The sequence below is a fragment of the Akkermansia muciniphila genome (genome assembly GCF_018709685.1).
In the GTDB taxonomy this organism is placed as follows: Bacteria; Verrucomicrobiota; Verrucomicrobiia; order Verrucomicrobiales; family Akkermansiaceae; genus Akkermansia; species Akkermansia muciniphila_E.
The window spans coordinates 120,682-139,949 of record NZ_JABDHQ010000003.1; the positions used below are offsets into that span (position 1 = coordinate 120,682).

At 58.4% G+C, this 19,268-nt stretch carries 13 protein-coding genes; 7 read left to right on the plus strand and 6 right to left on the minus strand.

The window, feature by feature from the left end:
- The first annotated feature begins 167 nt into the window (after positions 1-167).
- The 3 genes from HHJ06_RS03265 (at position 168) to HHJ06_RS03275 (ending at position 3,765) form a co-directional block, all read left to right on the plus strand.
- A complete protein-coding gene (locus tag HHJ06_RS03265) occupies positions 168-1,694 on the plus strand; it encodes a prenyltransferase/squalene oxidase repeat-containing protein (RefSeq protein ID WP_215427547.1) in 1,527 nt (508 codons plus the stop codon).
- 155 nt (positions 1,695-1,849) lie between these two features.
- Positions 1,850-2,377 carry an STAS domain-containing protein gene (locus tag HHJ06_RS03270; protein WP_180972510.1) on the plus strand — a complete coding sequence of 176 codons (528 nt, stop codon included), beginning with the start codon at positions 1,850-1,852 and terminating at the stop codon, positions 2,375-2,377.
- A gap of 17 nt (positions 2,378-2,394) precedes the next feature.
- A complete protein-coding gene (locus HHJ06_RS03275; RefSeq protein WP_215427548.1) occupies positions 2,395-3,765 on the plus strand; it encodes a DUF2851 family protein in 1,371 nt (456 codons plus the stop codon).
- A gap of 151 nt (positions 3,766-3,916) precedes the next feature.
- Here the strand turns inward: HHJ06_RS03275 and HHJ06_RS03280 are convergent, their stop codons facing one another.
- Positions 3,917-6,271: a glycoside hydrolase family 95 protein gene (locus HHJ06_RS03280; protein WP_215427549.1), complete on the minus strand. Its 2,355-nt coding sequence runs from the start codon at positions 6,269-6,271 to the stop codon at positions 3,917-3,919.
- A 226-nt stretch (positions 6,272-6,497) separates the two neighbouring features.
- Here HHJ06_RS03280 and HHJ06_RS03285 point away from each other — a divergent pair, with 226 nt between their 5' ends.
- Positions 6,498-7,655 carry a hypothetical protein gene (locus HHJ06_RS03285; RefSeq protein WP_215427550.1) on the plus strand — a complete coding sequence of 386 codons (1,158 nt, stop codon included), beginning with the start codon at positions 6,498-6,500 and terminating at the stop codon, positions 7,653-7,655.
- Between the two features lie 63 nt (positions 7,656-7,718).
- Here the strand turns inward: HHJ06_RS03285 and HHJ06_RS03290 are convergent, their stop codons facing one another.
- Both HHJ06_RS03290 and thiH read right to left on the minus strand, forming a co-directional pair.
- On the minus strand, positions 7,719-9,503 hold the full coding sequence (locus HHJ06_RS03290) for an LTA synthase family protein (RefSeq protein ID WP_215427551.1): 1,785 nt from the start codon (positions 9,501-9,503) through the stop codon (positions 7,719-7,721).
- Between the two features lie 208 nt (positions 9,504-9,711).
- Positions 9,712-10,818: a 2-iminoacetate synthase ThiH gene (thiH, locus tag HHJ06_RS03295; RefSeq protein ID WP_251841395.1), complete on the minus strand. Its 1,107-nt coding sequence runs from the start codon at positions 10,816-10,818 to the stop codon at positions 9,712-9,714.
- Positions 10,819-11,056: 238 nt separating this feature from the next.
- On the opposite strand from thiH, the gene HHJ06_RS03300 reads away from it, so the two are divergent.
- The gene (locus HHJ06_RS03300) at positions 11,057-11,977 is read left to right on the plus strand and encodes a uracil-DNA glycosylase (RefSeq protein WP_215427554.1); all 921 of its coding nucleotides are present in this window, start codon (positions 11,057-11,059) and stop codon (positions 11,975-11,977) included.
- 305 nt (positions 11,978-12,282) lie between these two features.
- Here the strand turns inward: HHJ06_RS03300 and HHJ06_RS03305 are convergent, their stop codons facing one another.
- Positions 12,283-14,796 carry an alpha-N-acetylglucosaminidase gene (locus HHJ06_RS03305; protein WP_251841396.1) on the minus strand — a complete coding sequence of 838 codons (2,514 nt, stop codon included), beginning with the start codon at positions 14,794-14,796 and terminating at the stop codon, positions 12,283-12,285.
- Between the two features lie 251 nt (positions 14,797-15,047).
- Positions 15,048-16,724: a dihydroxy-acid dehydratase gene (ilvD, locus tag HHJ06_RS03310; protein WP_215427557.1), complete on the minus strand. Its 1,677-nt coding sequence runs from the start codon at positions 16,722-16,724 to the stop codon at positions 15,048-15,050.
- A 215-nt stretch (positions 16,725-16,939) separates the two neighbouring features.
- Here ilvD and HHJ06_RS03315 point away from each other — a divergent pair, with 215 nt between their 5' ends.
- Complete coding sequence (locus HHJ06_RS03315) at positions 16,940-17,644, plus strand: response regulator transcription factor (protein ID WP_215427559.1); 705 nt, start codon at positions 16,940-16,942, stop codon at positions 17,642-17,644.
- Positions 17,645-17,656: 12 nt separating this feature from the next.
- Entirely contained in the window at positions 17,657-18,883 is a 1,227-nt protein-coding gene (locus tag HHJ06_RS03320; RefSeq protein WP_215427561.1) for a sensor histidine kinase, read from the plus strand.
- A 247-nt stretch (positions 18,884-19,130) separates the two neighbouring features.
- On the opposite strand, the gene HHJ06_RS11905 is transcribed toward HHJ06_RS03320, so the two are convergent.
- On the minus strand, positions 19,131-19,235 hold the full coding sequence (locus HHJ06_RS11905; RefSeq protein WP_012420149.1) for a hypothetical protein: 105 nt from the start codon (positions 19,233-19,235) through the stop codon (positions 19,131-19,133).
- Positions 19,236-19,268 lie beyond the last annotated feature (33 nt).

Sequence of the window (19,268 nt, forward strand, 5' to 3'; positions counted from 1 at the left end):
CTGACGCCACGTGCGGAAGGCGGCAGCCCCTCTTCTCCGGCAGCCCGGCGCCTCTTAAGTAACAAATTAATAACAACACACTAAATACAAGCATATTATAAATTTCATACTTGCATCTGCACGCGCCTGGAGGGATGGTGAAATCCTAATCAAACCCCATCCCATCCATGAGCCTGCATATTGAAAGTACGGAAGACGCCCTGGCGGAACTGAAAAGACAGCGCGTTAAAAACCTGGCCGCGGCGGTATCCGTTTCCGTCCTCGGCGCCGCCATGATGAGCCTCCTGCTCTATCTGGCCAATATCATCACCTTCATCCCGGAACCTCCGGCCACGATCGTTTATCCGGCGGTTGTGGAAAAAGGAACGGAGGAACCGGAAAGACCGGAGCTCGTCCAGAAGACCCAGCGCCCCAGCAGTCCCGCCATGGAGCAGCAGGTAAGAGCTATCGCCACGGATGCCGCCCTGGATACGGCCATCAGAATCCCGGACACTGAAATGGACGAACCCTCGGAATCGCTCCTGTCAGGCACCGACATCGGCACTGACTTCGGGCCCGACGACAACGAGGGGCCGGGATCAAACGGCCCGGACATCATCATCCTGTCCAAACGCTGTGATCCGAACGACCGCATGAAGCGCATCACGGAGAACGGCGGCATCCCCCAGTGTGAGGAAGCCGTGGTCAAATCCCTCAAGTGGCTCCAGAAGCAGCAAAACAAGGACGGCTCCTGGGGAGACGGCCCACAGAATTACAAGTGCGCCATGACGGGCCTTGCCCTGCTCTCCTACCTGGCCCACTGTGAAACCCCTCTTTCAGAAGATTTTGGAGACACTGTCCTGAAGGGAATCTCCTTCCTGGTGGACCAGGGGATGAAATCTCCCGTCATTTCCCTGGTTCCGCAAATGAATGAGGTCAGCTATGACCACGCCATCGCCACCTACGCCCTGTGCGAGGCCTACACCTTCTGCAAACAGATGGACATCCCCACCATCGCCAACCTGGAAAAAGTAGCCGTGAAAGCGGTGGACCAGATCATGAAGGGGCAGAACTCCAACGGGGGCTGGGCCTATCATTACAACACGCAGCCCGGCGCCCATACGGACCTTTCCGTCACGGGCTGGAACGTCCAGGCGCTCAAGGCGGCGGAGCACGGCGGCATCCAGCCTACCAGGGGCAAAATACGCACCGCGCTGAACAAGGCGGCCATGTACTGCCGCAAGATGTCCCTTTCAAACGGACTCTTCTCCTACCAGGAGAACGGCAATGAACCCAGGGCCTCCCTGGTGGGCGTAGGGGTGCTTTCCCTTCAGATGTGCGGCAGCGGCTCGGACAACGCGGCGCGCAAAGGTTTGGACTGGATGCTGAGGAACACCAATGAGCCCTTTAACTGGAAAGCCGGAAACACCACGTCCAACCTCTACCAGCATTACTACGGAGTACAGGCGGCCATGAACCGCGGCGGCGACGTATGGAAGGCCTATAACCGCGCCTTCCGTGACGCGGTGCTGAAAGCCCAGTCTTCTGACGGCAGTTTCATGCCCAACGGATTCGGAGGCCCCGGCGGCGTTGTCCAGACCAGCCGGAACCGGCATGCCAACGACCGGATTTACCGCCAGTGCCTGGCTACGCTGATGCTGGAGGTATATTACCGCTTCCTCCCCGGAACGGGGGAGGGCACCAGGAATTCCTGAACTGCCCCGCCCCCTTCCGTGAACAGGAGGCAGCCGCCGGAAGAAGGCCCCGCACGCCGGGAGGACTGGCCTTCTTCCGGACCGGCTGCCTGTAAATCCTGACTTGACCGCAGCTCTTTCTCTTGTTATTCATACGGTTTCCATTTTCCAACGACGTGAATAACAATTCTTCCATTCTTTTCGGCCTTTTTGATGAATTTCTTTGGATCCGGTGTTCCGGACGGGGAAGTTTTGCCAACAGCCCCACCGTCAAATCCCTGGGGGATGACTACATCGCTTCCGGAGGGCGCCTGATCGTCATTGACCTGGAAACCTGTTCCGGGATTGACTCCACCTTCATGGGAACTCTTGCGGGGCTGTCGCGCAGGCTGCTTCCCATCGGCGGAGCCGTGCAGATCGCCTCCCCCAGCGAACGCTGCCTGTGCGCGCTGGAAAGCCTAGGGCTGGACGCCCTGCTCAGCATTGAGCCGCCTACGGCTCCCTGGCGGGGGAAAGTGGACCAGATACGCGCCAGCCTGAGTGCGGAGACCGCCCCCACCGTCCATCTGGACGCGAAGGACCAGACACTGCACGTCCTCAATTCCCACCTGACACTGAGCGAATTGAGTGAAGAGAACGAAGAGAAATTCCGCAACGTGACCGACTGCCTGAAGGAGGAACTGGAACGGCAGAAGGACAAATAATCCTTCCCCCATCCCACATGGACATGCGCTCCATGGCCTCCCTGTACGGGGATGCCCTTTCCGCCGCGGAGAAGGAAGAGCCGGACGCCGTAAGGGAGAACGCCTGTTCCCTCCGTTCCGGACTTCCGGACGAACGAACGCTCCAGCTTCTGCTGCTGGAAGGGAGGTTCGGGACTTCATTTACGGATGATCTGGGCAGGGACATCCGCATTCTGGACTTTGGGGACTGGAACAAATCCGCAGGACCGGATTTCCTGAATGCCCGGATACGGATAGACGGCGCGCCGCAGTCCGGTGACATTGAACTGGACCCGGCCCCGGAAGACTGGGAACGCCACGGGCACGGCTCCAATCCGGCCTTTAACGGGGTCATTCTGCACCTGGCCTGCGCGCCCAGCCGCCGGGAATGGTTCACCCGGAATGCCAGGCATGAACGCATACCCCTGGCCGTCATTCCTCCCGCCGCGCTGGCCCTGGCGGGAACACCGCCGGAAAAAGCGCCGGAACGCTGCTGCCGCCATGCCGGCGCGCTGGACGCCATGGCTCCGGAAGTTCTGGAAATCCTCCTTCAATCAGCGGCGGCCTACCGGTTCCGGAACAAGCACCGCCGCCATGCGGAACGCGCCGGATACGCAGGAGAGGAACAAACCCTTTTTGAAAACCTGGCGGAAACGCTGGGCTACCATGCCAACAAAACCGCCATGCGCCACCTGGCCTTGCGCGCGCCCCTGCGCGCCATCCGGGAATGCCCGGAAGCCCTTCTCTTTGGCGCGGCCGGATTCCTGATTCCCGTTCTGCCGGACTCCTGCACGCCGGAGGCAGTAGCCCACCACAAGAAGCTCTGGACGGAATGGTGGCCTCTCCGGGAACAGTTTGAACTGGCTCCGGACCGCACCTTCCCCTGGACGCTCTCCGGCAGCAGGCCGGCCAACCACCCGCAGAGGCGCGTGGGGGCTCTGGCAGTCATCACCGCAGATTTTGACACCTTCAAGCGGCTTTGCCGCCCCGGCCATGGGGATGGCCTGGCGGACTATCTTTCCTCCCTGACGCATCCTTACTGGAGCACCCATGTAACCCTGCCCTCCGCACCTTCCCCGCGCCCCATGGCCCTGATGGGGCGGGACAGAATCCAGGCCTTGATCGTCAACCACCTCCTGCCCGCGGAGGGCGGGGAACGCGCGTGGGAACATTACCTCTCCCTCAGGGCCGGACAGGCGGGAACAAAGGTGCTGGCCGTCCATCAATCCCTGCTGGGCCGCAGGCCGGACGCAAAGGCTTTTCTTGCGAAAGAATGGCACCACCAGGCGCTGCTTCAAATTCATGAAGACCTGTGCTCCCGCCGTTCGTGCCCCCTCTGCACCCTGACCGGGCGGCTGGAAAAGAAATGAGCGCCCTTTATTTCCCCTTTCCCCGAACCAAACGCCGGTTTTTTGCCGCCACGGCGCCAGCGGAATAAAAAGCTTCCAGCTCCCCAAGAGGAAGCTGGAAGCCGTGAGTGTCTTTCCGCGGGAGATCATCCCGAATAATAAAACCGCTTTTTTACCTGGCCGCAGTCTGCCGCGCTTCCGCAACAGGTTTCAGAGGCAGGGTCTTCACGCGAGTCATTTTTCCATTGACGCGCACGGGCACCACCTTGGGCTGGTCGGAATAAAGCTTCAGGTTGCTCACCTTGCCGTTCTTCCAGGTGAAATCCACGGTGACATTGCCGCGGGCTTTCAGCCCCTTCACGGAGCCTTCCGGCCATGCCTCCACGGGAGAAGGCATGATGTCCAGCCCCCCGGCGTGGGACTGCACCAGCATTTCACAAATGCCGCCCACAATGCCGAAGTTGCCGTCCATCTGCATGGGCGGGTGCGTGGTGAGCATGTTCGGCAGGGTGTTATGCTTCAGAAGCCCCTGCACCATTTCATGAGCCTTGTTCCCGTCCCCCAGGCGGGCCCACAGCGCCGTGCGCCACGGCCACGTCCAGGAACGGCGGCTGTCTCCGGTGGTGCCGCGCCATTCCAGGGAAAGGCGGGCGGCCTCCGCCAGCTTGGGTGTCTTGAGCTTGCTGATCTGGTTGCCGGGGAAGACGGCAAACAGGTGGGACGTGTGGCGGTGGTCCGTCTTGGGAATGCGGTCAATCATCCATTCCTGAAGGTTCCCTTCCTTGCCTATCTTGTTGCCGGCCAGCCTCTTCAGTTTGCCTTCCAGGCTCTTGGCCCAGGAGGCATCCTTGCCCAGAATGCGGGCCGCCTTGATCGTATTGGTAAAGAGTTCCGCAATAAGCTGCTGGTCATGCATCACGCCGTCTTCACGGGGGCCGTGTTCCGGAGACCAGCCGTTGGGGGCCACCAGGGTGCCGGCCTTCACGTCCGCCAGGTCCTTCTTCTCCTCTTCGTTCGGGTCCTTGCCGTTCGTCTTGAATCCTTCGCCCCTGGCGCCCAGTTCCTTCAAATGGTCTTCCCAGAAATGGCAAATCTCCTTCATGAGGGGATATGCCTGCTTTTCCAGATATTTCTTGTCACCGGTGAACGCGTAATGCTCCCAGATATGCAGCGCATACCACGCCGCGCCGGGAATGTTCCACTGCCAGCCGTTGCCGCCGAAAATGTTCTGGGAGGTACGCACCGTCCAGCCGCGCACGGGCTTGCCGTCCTTGGTATTGAATCCCTTGTTGGCCTGGGAAACGTCCCGGCAGCCGGGAGCCATGGCTTCCACATAATCGATCAGCGCCTCATGGCATTCGGACAGGTTGGCGGGTTCCGCGCCCCAGTAAGCCATCTGGACATTGATGTTGTTGTGATAGTCACAGGCCCACGGCGGATTGAGATAAACATTCCAGAGCCCCTGGAGGTTGGCCGGAAGCGTGCCGGGCCGGGAACTGGACAGAAGCAGGTAACGGCCATACTGGAAAATGGTTTCTTCCAGATCGGGGTCCACCGGATTCTTCTTGTAGGCTTCCAGACGCTTCGGAATGGGCAGTTTGGCCACGTCCGCATCCGTCTTGCCAAAGTTGACCTTCACCCGGTCAAACATGGACTTGTACTGGGCGATGTGGGCCTGCTTCATGGCGGCATAATCCCCGGCAGCGGCCTTGGCCGCATAACGGTCCAGCTTTTTGGCGGGAGCCTCTCCCTTCCAGTCCTTTTTATAATCCATCAGGTAATCCGTCTCCATGGCGACAACCACCATGCAGGAATCCGCGTTCTTCACGGAAATCTTATCATCTGCCGTGGAAAGCGTACCGCCTTTGGGACGCACCAGGACGCGGCCTTCATAGCTCATGCCGTTTTTCAGGGTTCCCTTCCACGTGATGACGGGGCCCTTGGCGGAGATTGCGGATTCAAGCTGGCTGTTGATGGAAAAGTCCGCGCTGAACTGGCCGGGCTTGCTGGCCTTGTACTCCAGCACCAGCACATTGGCGGGCGTGCTGGCAAAGGCCTCCCGGTCATACGTCACGCCGTCCGACTTGTAATTCACCTTGTGAATACCGTCGCGCAGATCCAGGGCGCGAGTAAAATCCTCCACGGAAACGGAAGCTGGCTGGTCCCCCTTCTTGAAATCCACGAACAGGTCCCCGAAAGGCAGGTAATTGCCGAACTGGTTGGTTCCCGCGTTAAGCCCGTAACCGTACCCGCCGCCGGGATTGGCTCCGCCGGACCAGAGGCTGATTTCATTCAGGGCAAACCGCTCGCGGTTGGGCGCGCTGAAAATCATGGCCCCCACCCGTCCGTTGCCGATCGGATACCCTTCAGCTTCCCAGACGGCGGAAGGTTTCTTGTACTTGCCGAAGTTGCCATCAGGGTTCTTGTCCTCCTGCGGATATACTACCACGGCAGGCTGGTCAGACCAGATCAGGTTGGAGGCGGAAGGCTTGTCCAGAGCGCCCCACCCCAGGGAAATGGCGCTCACGGAGAGAGCAGATAAGAAAAGAGATTGGAGATGCATGCTTTGATAAGGATGTCACAAATATACTGCCGCCGCAATCTCTATCTTTCAGCCTTTCCAAACTTATTGGCATGGCATGGCCCCCCTCTCTCTGCCTTTTTTCTCCCCGGCCCGGGGCCTTTTTCACTAATGGTAGCGAGGACAGTAAATTTCCTTGTCTTTAAGGGGGGCGCCTCTACTTTAGACAACCATGTTTAAACGCCTTCTCTCCGCACTTTTTTCCCTGGCTCTTCTGGGAACTGCCTCCGGAATATCCTCTGCCGGGATCACCGTCCCGGACATCCTGAAAGACCGGATTGCCCTGAAAAAGACAGCCCATCAGCTCAACGTCGTGTACTTCCTGGGCAGTGATACGAAGCCCGTACCGGACTACGAACGCCGCCTCAGTGAACTGCTGCTTTATCTTCAGCAGTTTTACGGCAAGGAAATGCAGCGGCACGGCTACGGCGCGCGCTCCTTCGGCCTGGACATGAAATCCCCCGGCCGCGTGAACATCATTGAATACAAGGCCAGGAACCCGGCGGCGCATTATCCGTATGAAAACGGGGGCGGCTGGAAGGCGGCGCAGGAGCTTGACGAGTTTTTCAAGGCCAATCCGGACAGGAAAAAAGGCCAGCACACCCTGGTCATCATGCCCACCTGGAATGATGAAAAAAACGGTCCGGACAATCCCGGCGGCGTTCCCTTCTACGGCATGGGCCGCAACTGCTTTGCCCTGGATTATCCGGCCTTTGACATCAAGCACCTGGGCCAGAAAACCAGGGAAGGACAACTGCTGACCAAATGGTACGGCGGCATGGCCCATGAGCTGGGGCACGGCCTCAATCTGCCCCACAACCACCAGACCGCCTCCGACGGTAAAAAGTACGGCACGGCCCTGATGGGCGCGGGCAACTACACGTTCGGCACCAGCCCCACCTTCCTTACCCCCGCCAGCTGCGCCCTGCTGGACGCCTGCGAAGTATTCTCCGTCACTCCGGCACAGAAATTCTACGAGGGCAAGCTGGAAGTGGAGGTCAAGGACACGGCCATCTCCTTCAAGGGAGACCAGATTCTCATTTCCGGAAGCTACAAAAGCCCCCAGACGGTCAAAGCGCTGAACGTCTATGTGCAGGACCCGCCCTATGCGGTCAACCAGGACTATGACGCCGTTTCCTTCTCCCAGCGCCTGGGAAAAAAGAGCGGCAAGTTTTCCATGAAGATTGACAAGAAGGAACTGGACGGGCTGACCAACAACGAATTCCGTATTTCCCTCATGTTCATCCTCGCCAACGGACTGCACATGCAGAAGCATGTCACGTTCCACTGGGACGCCCTTCAGGACTACAGGGACGAACCCAAATCCTGAACCGGATTCCCCTTCCATGGGCGGATGCCGCAGAAGCGCCGGCATCCGCATTCCATGAGGCCCTTATTCCTTCAAACTGGTGCGCCAGCCGGAAGCGTGCTGATAATAATAAACCGCCTCCTTTTCCAGCTCCTTCATCCGGTCATCCGGCTTCACAGGTTCTCCGTCACGGAAAAACTCCGCGCCGCGCTGGGGTTTAAGCACCACCATGTCCCTTCCCTTCAAGTAGCCGATGTACTGGTAATTGCTCACAAAATACCGGGACTGGTAGGAGGGTTTCAAGGCGTCCTTTCCGTAAAACGCCGCATCATACGGCCATTTCAACAGGCCGAGCAGGGTGGGCAGCACGTCAATCTGGCTGACGGGCGTCTCAATCCGTGCCGGCTTCAGCAGGGCCGGAGCGTAGAAAATGGAGAAAATGCGGTGCGTTTCCGGATTAAGCGTCTGTTTCCCGGCGCTGCCCGCGCCGTGGTCCGCCACAAACACGAAAAGCGTATGGTCAAACCAAGGTTTGCCCCTGGCTTCCTCCACAAAAGCCCCTACGGCATAATCCGCGTACTTGACGGCGCCCATGCGCCCGGTATGGGAAGGAATGTCTATGCGCCCTTCCGGGTAAGTATAGGGGCGGTGGTTGGACGTGGTAAACACCACCTGTAAAAAAGGAGAGCCGCTTTTGAAGGACTTGTCAGCCTCACGCACGGCACGGCGGAACAAATCCTCGTCACAGACGCCCCAGATGGTGGAATGGGTTACCTCCGAATCATCCATGGAATTGCGGTCCAGAACCTGGAAGCCGTTGTTCCCGAAGAAGTAATTCATGTTGTCAAAATACCCGTACCCTCCGTAAATCCACTTGAGGTCATACCCCTTGTCCCTGAATATGGACCCGATGGTCTGCAAATGCTCGTTCCCTTCCTGGCGGAGAATGGACATGCCGGGCAGCGGGGGCATGGACGTGCTGACAGCTTCCAGCCCGCGCACGGAGCGGGTGCCCGTGGCATAGGTATTCGGGAAGAAAATGCCTTCCCTGCCCAGACGGCTCAGGCACGGAGTGACGTTCGCGCCATCCTCCCGGCACTCATTTAAAAACTCCGCCCCCATGCTCTCCATGACCACGACCACCACGTTAGGACGGAGGGCTTCCCCGGAGGGACGCACCTGCCTCTTCACGCTGCCGGAAGCGGCGTCCGGCACGGACGTGTCGTCCGCCGTGAACTCGCGGGCCAGAAAAGCCGCCGCATCCGCGTCCGGCAGCGTCTTGTAATAGTCGCGGTAATCCAGTTCATTCTTCAGGAAGGCGCTGAACAGGCTGTAAAGGCCGTCCTTGGCCATCTCCGAGTTATAGCGGTTGTTCACGGCGTCCGCATCCTTGATGTCCACCAGCCAGTACCCCCCCGTCATGCACGCCAGCAGGAACAGCACCACGCCGCCCCGCTTCCATCCTGCGGGAGCTTCCCCGCGGCGGGGAATGAGAAACCGCTTCATCCCCCAGACGGCCAGAACGGAGACGGCCAGAACGCCGATGAGAATCGGAATGATGGGGTAGGATTCATAAATGTTCCCGATGACCTCCTTGGTATAAATCAGGTAGTCCACCGCAATGAAATTGAAACTGGCCTCAAACTCATTCCAGAAAAAGGCCTCCGCCACGTCCTCAAACAGGTTGGCGAGCACAAACAGGAAAAACCATGTGCAGGTAATCCACCGGTCCGCCTTTCCACCCACCTTCCCGCGCGGCAGAATCCACAAATACACGGCATAAGGCAGTAGCCAGTAGCACATGGTGATGGAGAACTCCGTTACGAAAATATACGCCGTCTTCAGAAGGGGGATTACCCCGAAATCCATGTTCCGGTATTCAAAAAACACCGTGAACAGATTCTCCAACGCCTCAATACCGAACGCAAACAGAAGGAACGGCCAAAACCTTCCCCAATAATAACGAATCATTGCCCCTGGAAATATGATAGACGGTGCCTGCCGTCAATGCTCCATCATAGCATTACCGCGGTATGGGTGTCATTCCACGTTGCGGCTGCCGGGTACACGGGCGCCTTTACACCACATCCAGGGCGGCGTCCCAGTCTTTCCAGACAGGCTCCAGCCCGGCGTTCCGGATGGCGCCTACCACCTGTTCCGGAGTACGCTGGTCGGAAATCTCAAACTGCTCCGTAGCCTTGCAACGGCCTTTCCTGTCTTCCGGAAGGTCCACCTGGTTGCCCCGCACCGTCAAGTGGGCGGTGGCCGTTCCCACCCCCGTGTAGCCCCCCGGCTCCGTGCGCGCAATGGCGGACATGTGGGTCATGCCCAGATTCATGAGGGCGTTCCTCATGGAAGCGGGTTCACGGGTGCTTACGGACATGCCGATCCTGGGGAAGCAGATGCGGAGGGCGGCCATCAACTGGACAAAGTTCCGGTCATCCAGCATCAGTTCCGGGTCCGGCTCATACTCGTAATTTCCGGCGTAGGGCCGCATGCGCGGGAAGGCCACGGAAAGCGCGGACTTCCAGCAATGCTTCTGCAAATAATCCAGATGGGTGGCCAGCGCCATGGCCTCCCTGCGCCATGGGGACAACCCAAACAGAGCCCCTATCTGGATGCGGCGGAAGCCGCCCTGGTAGGCGCGTTCCGGGCAATCCAGCCTCCAGTTGAAGTTCTTCTTCATGCCCGCCGTGTGCAGGGTTTCGTACACCTCCCGGTTGTAGGTCTCCTGGTACACGGCCAGTTGTTCCGCCCCGTGGTGGACGATCTCCGCATAGCGGTCGTCCGGGAGCGGCCCTATTTCCAGCCCCAGGGACGGAATAAAGGGATGCAGCGCGTCCAGGCATTCCTGCATGTATCCGTCTGAAACGAACTTGGGGTGCTCCCCGGCCACCAGCAGGATGCTGCGCAGCCCCAGCCCGTGCAGGTAGCGGGCTTCCTGCACCACTTCATCCACCGTGAGGGTGGTGCGGATGATGGGATTGTCCCGTGAAAAACCGCAGTACTTGCAGTTGTTAATGCACTCGTTGGACAGGTAAATGGGGGCAAAGAGACGGATGGTCCGGCCAAAATGCAGGCGCGTCAGCCGGCGGCTCTCCTGCGCCATCGCCTCCAGCCGCGCGTCGTCCGCGGGTTCCAGCAATGCCATGAAGCGGCGCACCAGGGGAGAGGGCCGGTCCATCAGACCGTTTAATTCTTCAGAAAAAGACATGGGAGAAATAAGGTAAAAAGTGAGAGAACGGCTGCTGGAAGGCATTACCATGCCTGAACCGGAGGCATTCAATTTGCCCCCTCCTCCGCACGGGATTCCATCTTTTACCGTGTCATTCCCGGGGGAGGCTCTGCGCAGGAAGGAAGGCGTACCCTGCAAATCATCGTGACAGACGGCCTCCCATGGACTAATCTGGCCTTATCCTCCCATGACCGCCACGCCGAAGAGCCTTTTCCGCCATTATCTCGACTCCCTGATTCAACGGGGGACAACGCGCGCCAGCCTGACGGATGAAGCCAGAAATGTTCTGCGGACATGGTACGTAGCCGCCAAACAGGGAGGACGCCCGGCTGTTGCGGCAACACCAGCGGCGGCGGCCGTCACGCCGGCTGTTCCGGAACCGGCGGCACCACCACAGCCTGGCCCGGCGCCCGCGCCTTCCGTAACCGCGGAACTCCTGCCGGAAAACCGGGAACCGGCCTCCACCATCATGCTCCCGGAGGGGACGATGGAAGACAAGCTGCAATACCTCCGGGACCTGGCGCAGAACTGGCAGCCGGCCAGGGAGCTCAACTCCCTGCGGGACACCATGGTCTTTGCTACGGGCAATCCCCATACGGAGCTCATGCTCATCGGGGAAGCTCCCGGCTATTATGAAGAAGTGCAGCAGGAGCCCTTTGTGGGCCGCGCCGGGGAAAAGCTCAACCAGATTTTGAAGGCCATGGGACTCTCCAGGGACATGGTTTACATCTCCAACATCGTCAAATTCCGCCCTGCCCTCCCCAACCAGCGGACCAACAACCGCGCCCCCACGCCGGAAGAAATTGAAGCCTGTCTGCCCATCATCAAGCATGAAATCCAGGTCATCCAGCCGAAGATGATCGTTGCCCTGGGCGGAACCGCCGCCGTGGGTCTGCTGGGCATCCAGGGGTCCGTCAGCTCCATGCGCGGCAGATTCCATGACCTCAACGGCATTCCCGTGCGCGTCACCTACCATCCCAGCTATCTGCTGAGATCAGACAATCCCCGGGAAAAGCGCAAGGTCTGGGAAGACATGCTGGCCGTCATGGAACGGATGGGCATGCCCGTCTCCGAAAAACAGCGCGGCTACTTTCTGCCCAGGGAATAAACCCCGGAGATTCCTGCATGGCAGGAAGCATAAGCACGCCCCGGTGCATTCGGGCTCCATTCTCCCAACGCGGCTATGCGGCCCCTGGCGGGAGCCTCCAACAATCCGCCGGATGAGGGGAACTGCTTGCGGACAAAAAAGGCGTGGTTCTTCATTGCCGTGCGGATACGGCAATGAAGAACCACGGAAAAATGGATATTCCCTTCTGGAAAACCTGCATCGCCCAAGATGCGGCCATGATCCAGCTCCCGGGCCGGAAAGCGCCGGCGAAGGACAGTCCTCAAGAGGTTTCAGGGGCCAGCCGTTTATTCTTTCACCAACTCCAATTTCCCGTTGGAATCTTTTCCTCCCACAGAACGCACCCGGGCTCTGAGGGAACACCCGTTGTTGGCGTGAATTCCTTTGGGAAGAGAGAGCTTGTAGAAAATTCCACGGGAAGGTTTCCCCGCCAATCCGGCATGCTGGTCCCGGACGAGCACTTTGTCGTTTCCCAAGAGCTCGACCCGGTCTATTTCCAGAGCATGGTTTCCGGAAGTGAAGACAAACCGCACCCCGCGGAGCTTCTCAAGATCGGCAGAAGAAACGGGCCATTCCAGGTCACTCCATTCCGTGGATACCGTCGCGGAAGTCCAGTTTCCTATAACTGATTTGGCGGCTTTTCTTTTCAGGGAAGCGGGGAGGGGAGGCGCCTCCCGGACAGCCTGGCGGCAGGCCTTGATAAGGTCCTCAGGCCTGTGTGCGGGACTTATGCCGGTGGAACGAACCCATTTTTCCTCCCATGTGCCCATATCCGGGTTTTTGTCCGAAAGGCGGCTCTGGATAAAATGCTCCCAGCGCGGCAGATAATAGTCACGGATAAGACCGCTCCATATTTTTGCGGCGTAGTCGTCTACGGGAGGGCCCCATCTGCTCACCAGACGCCTGGCGTTTTTTTCATACTCGTCTTTTTCCTTCGTAGAAGCTCCGTGAGACCGGGCGAACGCTATCCAGCGCGACAGCCTCCAGGTAGAGTGCCCTTCCAGAAGGGAATCTGCCTGAAGGGCGTATTTACGGAAATAGTCCATGCACTTTTCCGCGTTTTCCTGATCCTGTTCATCCAGAGCTTCCAGAGCGGCCTGGATAGCTTCATTCATGCGTATCCCTAGGTAATGGACAGCCATCTCGACGGCATCCTGGCGGAACAGGGGAGATTGTTCCAGGCCACGGGTATTGACGAACAGGGCAAGCCCCCGCAGAAAGTCTTCACTTACGTTAACGGAACAACTGCGGGTGCCGGGCTTCATTTGCCAGTTGAAACGGGGATGGTCTTTTAAGTTGGAATAGGCCGTGCGGCGCAGCAGTCCCCAGGCCTCCTTCAAGGTATCCGGATAATTTCCGTACCTGGCCCGGCAATAATTTTCCAGATATTGCTCCACGTCCTCCTGGTGATTCCTCCATGCAGCATCCGTGACCAGTTCGTAAATCACGTCATTGTTTTCTATTCCTTCCGGCGCCATGCCCATCCCTGCGAGACGCCCTTTGGAGGAAGAATTCAAGGCTTCCAGATGACCGTTGGCATAAAAATCCAGTACCCCGGTCATGGCGCATTTGCCGCCCATATTGGGAACTACGCTGTATACCCAGGGCTTGTTGAAAAAGCCCTTAAAAACATCCCAGTTCATGCCGTTGCGCCAAAAGGTTTTGTTATAATCCGCCGCCAGATCCAGAAGGAGCATTTTATTGTCCGGAACTTTGCTGAGCAAAGCCTTCAGGGTATCTGCATTCCAGATGTTGCGCTGGTATCCGAACATCCATCCCTGCATGACCCATACCGCATCCGGATTATTGGAGGAAATGGAACGGTAGATTTGTTCTCCAAGCGAACTGAGCATATTGTCGCGGGCTTCCGCATTCCCTTGGTTCACGGGAAGTTCCATTTCATTGAAGGAATCTGCCAGAAAGTAAGTGTTCTTCCCGAATTCCTTTTGCCATTCCTTCATGTACAGGTTCCCTATCTTGAGAAAAAGAGGCTCCTCCGGAGAAAGAAGATGGGCGTGTTTTTTTTGGGGCCATCCTCCCCACCCCAGGCGGTGAAGCTTTACTTCCGGATAAAGACGGCGTATTCCCTGGGGAACGAAACCGGAAAAAGCCGGGCAGACGGGGGTCATGCCCAGGGATTTCATTCTGTGGAGAATACGGTGCTGCAAGGCGATTTGATCCTTGTGCCAGCTGGCGGGAAGGGTGCCGTCATGATTGACTATGTTTCCCATTCGCTGCCAGGGGAGATGAGCCGGGCCCGTATAAAACTCCTGTATTTCTTTCTCCGTCAGTCCAAGCTGCTTCCATACCCGAACGGCAATCCCCTCCGTGGCGACTAAAGCCAGGGGCATATTGATGCCGTGCAGGGCCATCCAGTCTATTTCCCTTTCCCAGCGTTCCCATGTCCAGTAGGGCATTGTATAACCATAGGTAACCACATTGAAATAATAGTGGTGGCGGAAAGGGGAAACAATGCGGCGCAGCGCAGTATCCGGCAGCTGTTCCGGCCAGCGAATGTCCTTGTTGTCCCAGGATACCATTCCCATATGGTTCTTTTTCAGAAAATCATAGAATCCCCGGCAGAGGGCCGTACCGCTGCTCCCCCGGATCGTCAGGACTTCTCCCGAGGACTTCGTCTCGAAGACATCGTGTCCGTTTTCTTTTTCAATAATTTCCAAATTCAGTTTTTCCGGGGTGCCGGCCAGGGCAGGAACGGCGCGCATCATTACCGCGCGCGCGGCTTCCCGTTCCCTGTTTTTCTCCATATCTCCTGCGAAGGCGTGCAGGCTTGCCAGCAGCATAAGGAATAAAAATTTTGAAAAGGAAAAAATCATAGTTGCGAATATACGCAGGCTAAGGAATTACCCTTTCAGGACATGGAGATATTTATGCCGTGGAATCCGGCAAAGGAAAAGGCCCCTGCATGGTGCAATGCAGGGGCCTTGGCGGGAAAGCTTGATGACTTTTACTCCTCCCTGGGCTCCGCAGCGTTTCTTGCGCGGAGTTTCGGGCCTGGGTGCGGTTTTGTCCTTGGCGTGGAGCAAAGGGGCTCTTATTCCCCCCGCCGGAGGACAGCGCCATTGCTGGCGTTGGTGGCGAGCTGGCGGTAACGGCCCAGCCAGGAGGAGGAAACCTTGTTGTAAGAAGGCTTCCAGTCCGCACGGCGGCGCGCGATCTCATCTTCACTCAGATGGGCGTTCAGCGTACGGTCCGGGATGGAATACTCAATGATGTCCCCGTTCCGCAACAGGCCGATCAGGCCGCCTTCCGCCGCTTCCGGGGAAATATGGCCGATGCAGGCGCCATGGGTGGCGCCGGAAAAACGGCCGTCCGTGATCAGCGCCACTTCCGCGCCGAGGCCCTGCCCCATGATGTAAGAGGTGGGGGCCAGCATCTCCTGCATGCCGGGGCCGCCCTTGGGCCCTTCATTGCGGATGACGACCACGTCCCCGGACTTCACCTTTCCGGCAAGAATGCCTTCGCAGGCTTCCTCCTGGGACTCGAAAATCACGGCGGGGCCGCTGAAGCTCATCATATCCGGATGCACGCCGGCCTTCTTCACCACGGCGCCTTCCCGGGCCAGGTTGCCGAACAGGATAGCCAGGCCGCCGTCACGGGAATAAGCCTTTTCCAGAGGATGGATGACGGTTTCATCCGTAATGCCGCAACCTTCCACGGTTTCACCCAGCGTCTTTCCGCTGACGGTGACGGCATCCAGATGGAGGGCGCCGGGAATGCGGGCGATCTCATGGATGATGGCGCTCACGCCGCCGGCGCGCAGGACGTCCTGCATGTGGAAATGGGAGGAAGGGGCCACCTTGCAGATATTCGGCGTGCGCCGGGAAATATCGTTGATGCGCTGAAGATCATACTCCACCCCCGCTTCCCGGGCGATCGCCAGCGTATGGAGCACGGTGTTGGAACTGCCGCCCATCGCCATGTCGATCGCAAAAGCGTTGTCAATGGCGTCACGGTTCACGATGTCGCGCGGCAGAGGGCCGTCCGCCTTCGCCATTTCCACAGCGCGCCGCGCGGTCAGTTTCCAGAACTCCTTGCGCTCCTCGGACGTAGCCAGCAGGGAGCCGTTGCCGGGGAGGGCCAGGCCGATTACCTCACTCAGGCAATTCATGGAATTGGCCGTAAACATGCCGGAGCAGGAGCCGGCGCCCGGACAGGCGCGGCATTCCAGGGAATGGAGCTCCGCCGCATTGATCTTGCCGGCCTTGAAACGGGCCACGGCTTCAAACACGCTGTTCAGGTCCAGCACGGTGCCGTCCTCCGCCATGCCTGCAGCCATCGGGCCGCCGCTGCAGAAAATGGTGGGAATGTTGCAGCGCAAAGCGCCCATGATCATACCGGGAACAATCTTGTCACAATTCGGAATGCAGATCATGGCGTCAAATGCATGGGCGCTCAACATCGTCTCCACGCTGTCCGCGATCAATTCACGGCTGGGCAGGGAAAACTTCATGCCGCCATGCCCCATGGCAATGCCGTCACAGACGCCGGGCAGGTTGAACTCCACGGGAGTTCCCCCGGCCTTGCGCACTTCCTCCTTGATGAGGGCGGCTACCTTGTTCAGGTGGACGTGGCCCGGAATCACCTCATTAAAGGAATTGCAAATGGCAATGAAAGGACGGCTCAAATCCTCATCCGTCATTCCCGTGGCACGCATCAGACTGCGGTGCGGCGCACGCTCAAAACCTGCTTTAACTCTATCGCTTCGCATAAACAATATATTGTTGCGGACAAGTATATCACATGACGCAGGGAAGAGAAGTTGAATCTAGGCCAGCCTTGCAAAACGGAAACGCCTCCGTTACAGTTTGTTTGCATCAGGAAAGGCCTTATCCGCCCGGGAACGCCCTCCGGACGGGGAAATGTGAACGAATCGTCACATCTAATATCGGGACACGGCCCCTCCCCTCATCGTAAAAAACAGCCATGGCAACCATTCTTATCGCTGAAGACGATCACGCCATCTCAGACCTAGTGGCCTACAACCTGGAACGTGCAGGCCATACGCCCCTGGCGGCTTACGACGGGCTTACCGCGCTGGAAGTGGCGCGCAGGGACAAGCCGGAACTGATCCTGCTGGACCAGATGATGCCCGGCATGGACGGCCACGGCGTGCTGCGGGAACTGCGCCGGGACAGCCGCACGCAGAACATCCCCGTCATCTTCCTGACCGCCAAGGCCCAGGCGGAAGACCGCATCCAGGGATTGGAGCTGGGTGCGGACGACTATGTGACCAAGCCGTTCAGCCCCAAGGAACTTGTACTGCGCGTAGCCAGCGTGCTGAAACGGTGCGAACACACGCCGGGCAGCGTCATTGCGGAATACGGCCCCTTTACCTTTGACAAAAACGCCCTCAAATTCTACATCGACAAGGAGGAAGTGGAACTGACGGCCACGGAATTCAAGCTCATGATCTACATGGTTGAACGGGAAGGCCAGACCCTGAACCGCAACGACCTGCTGAGCTGCGTATGGGGGTACAGCCACCAGGCCCAGAGCCGCACGCTGGACACGCACATGAAACGGCTGCGCCAGAAACTGTCCTCTTATGCGGACTGCATTGAAACCGTCCGCAGCATCGGTTACCGCTTTACTCTGCCGGGGCGCCGACCGCCCAGGGAAAAAGCCTAACGCTCAGGTTCCATGTCGGCCATCGACTACATTCTCATCATTCTGGTTCTGGCCTCCCTGTACCTGAACTGGCATCTGGTCCAGGTATGCCGGTCTGCCATGAAAGCCAGGAAAAAGGCCCTGCGGGACGCACAGCGGCTGCTGAAGCGCGGAGAGGAAGCCCAGGAGCAGGCCATTGCAGATAAACGGCGCTTTCTGGAAGCCCTGGGGGAGGCCTTCCTGCTCATCGGACCTGCCGGACACATTGTGCTGGCCAATACGCTGGCCAGGGAACTCTTTCAGGAAGACCGGCTGGAAGGACGCAAAGCGGACGCCCTGGTCTGCAACCAGGAACTGCTGGGGCACGTTCAGGAAGCCTTTGACACGGACGGCCCCGTCACCAAGGAATTCACGCTGAGCGCCGTCAACTCCCCCGGCGGCGTGCAGAACGGCATCACGGCCTGGCACCTGGACAGCGCCATCACGGACACCCCGATCAGGGAAAAGCGCATCCTGCTGCGCAACGTCACGCAGAACTACCTCACCAACCAGATGCGCCGGGACTTTGTGGCGAACGCCTCCCACGAGCTGCGCACGCCGCTCACCATCATCGTGGGGTATCTGGAAAACCTGATGGAGGACGACCTGGTGGAGGAAAGCCCCGGACTGGCGCGCAAATTCATCGGCGTCATGCACCAGAACAGCCAGCGGCTCATGAACATCATTGAAGACATGCTCATGATCTCCAAACTGGAATCAGGCCACAAGGCCATCCTGAAGGAGCAGTGGTTCCACATCACCTCCTGCGTGGACGACGTCTTCTCCCGCCTGGACTCCATCCGGGAGAAAAAACAGGCCGTCCTTCACATGGACATTCCGCCGGACTGGGAACTCTACGGGGACCCCTTCTACTGGACGCAAGTCCTGTTCAACCTGGTGGAAAACGCCCTCAAGCAAAATACGGCCCCGGACCTCTCCGTCACCGTGGCGGCAGCCAGGACGCCGGAAGCCTGCGTCATCACCGTCACGGACACGGGCGTAGGCATCCCCGCGGAAAGCCTCCCCTTCCTCTTCAACCGCTTTTACCGGGTGGAAACCCACCACTCCTCTGAAATCAAGGGAACGGGCCTGGGCCTTTCCATCGTGAAACGCGCCGTGGAAGCGCACGACGGCGCCATCACCGTCTCCAGCATCCCCCACCGGGAAACCGTCTTCACCATCACCATCCCCCTGAAACGGTTCCGGGAAGAAGCCTCCTGAAATAACGCAGGCGCTAAAACGCCATGGGCATAAACCAGGCTATATTCAGAAGATAAATGATCCGTAGAAATTCCCGGAGCGGATTTAAAACCCTCTTTCATTCCCGTTAATTCGTATTTCCCTTCTTCTCCGGAGTTGCCTTTTAAAAAGGGAAAAAGAAAAACGGCGTCCTTCCATGATTTGGAGGACGCCGGGATTTTCCGGAAATCGGATAGACTGCCAGTTTGAGCAGCGAAGCGCACAAACCTTAGGACTTGTAACGCAAACGCTTCTTGTGACGGTTCTGACGCATGCGCTTGCTGCGCTTATGCTTGTTGATTTTTGCTTTACGGCGTTTTTTGAGCGATCCCATGATTGTGGTTCGTTTGTTGTTTTACTGTGGTGA

Excerpts from the sequence above, each read along its gene's own strand:
- HHJ06_RS03265 (WP_215427547.1), top strand. The coding sequence starts at position 168 with ATGAGCCTGCATATTGAAAGTACGGAAGACGCCCTGGCGGAACTGAAA.
- HHJ06_RS03275 (WP_215427548.1), top strand. The coding sequence starts at position 2,395 with ATGGACATGCGCTCCATGGCCTCCCTGTACGGGGATGCCCTTTCCGCC.
- HHJ06_RS03285 (WP_215427550.1), top strand. The coding sequence starts at position 6,498 with ATGTTTAAACGCCTTCTCTCCGCACTTTTTTCCCTGGCTCTTCTGGGA.
- HHJ06_RS03290 (WP_215427551.1), bottom strand. The coding sequence starts at position 9,503 with ATGGATTTCGGGGTAATCCCCCTTCTGAAGACGGCGTATATTTTCGTA.
- thiH (WP_251841395.1), bottom strand. The coding sequence starts at position 10,818 with ATGGACCGGCCCTCTCCCCTGGTGCGCCGCTTCATGGCATTGCTGGAA.
- HHJ06_RS03300 (WP_215427554.1), top strand. The coding sequence starts at position 11,057 with ATGACCGCCACGCCGAAGAGCCTTTTCCGCCATTATCTCGACTCCCTG.
- HHJ06_RS03305 (WP_251841396.1), bottom strand. The coding sequence starts at position 14,796 with ATGCTGCTGGCAAGCCTGCACGCCTTCGCAGGAGATATGGAGAAAAAC.
- ilvD (WP_215427557.1), bottom strand. The coding sequence starts at position 16,724 with ATGCGAAGCGATAGAGTTAAAGCAGGTTTTGAGCGTGCGCCGCACCGC.
- HHJ06_RS03315 (WP_215427559.1), top strand. The coding sequence starts at position 16,940 with ATGGCAACCATTCTTATCGCTGAAGACGATCACGCCATCTCAGACCTA.
- HHJ06_RS03320 (WP_215427561.1), top strand. The coding sequence starts at position 17,657 with ATGTCGGCCATCGACTACATTCTCATCATTCTGGTTCTGGCCTCCCTG.
- HHJ06_RS11905 (WP_012420149.1), bottom strand. The coding sequence starts at position 19,235 with ATGGGATCGCTCAAAAAACGCCGTAAAGCAAAAATCAACAAGCATAAG.